Origin of the sequence: Phytobacter sp. V69 (assembly GCF_965644215.1) — a bacterium.
Taxonomy (GTDB): Bacteria; Pseudomonadota; Gammaproteobacteria; order Enterobacterales; family Enterobacteriaceae; genus Phytobacter.
Genome location: NZ_CBFFRL010000614.1, coordinates 1 through 205 on the forward strand (window position 1 = coordinate 1; position 205 = coordinate 205).

At 47.3% G+C, this 205-nt stretch carries 1 pseudogene; it reads left to right on the forward strand.

Annotated elements, in window-relative coordinates:
* Positions 1 to 118, forward strand: a pseudogene (locus ACSZPU_RS26620) (IS5/IS1182 family transposase); the annotation flags it as partial.
* Positions 119 to 205: the final 87 nt, after the last annotated feature.

A 205-nucleotide genomic window follows, 5' to 3' on the forward strand; every position in this document is an offset into this window, starting at 1 on the left:
TGGTCGCCTGAAAGAATACCGGCGCATTGCAACACGTTACGACAAAACGGCGAGGAATTATCTTTCAATGGTGAAGCCGGGTTGCATCCGATTGTTTTACAAGAGGTTATGCAATTAAGGGACACAGCCTAATCTTCTCACCAAACAACAGGGCAATCTGGTATCGTATGCCCTCGGTTAACTGCCGGTACTTCATGTTACTCGC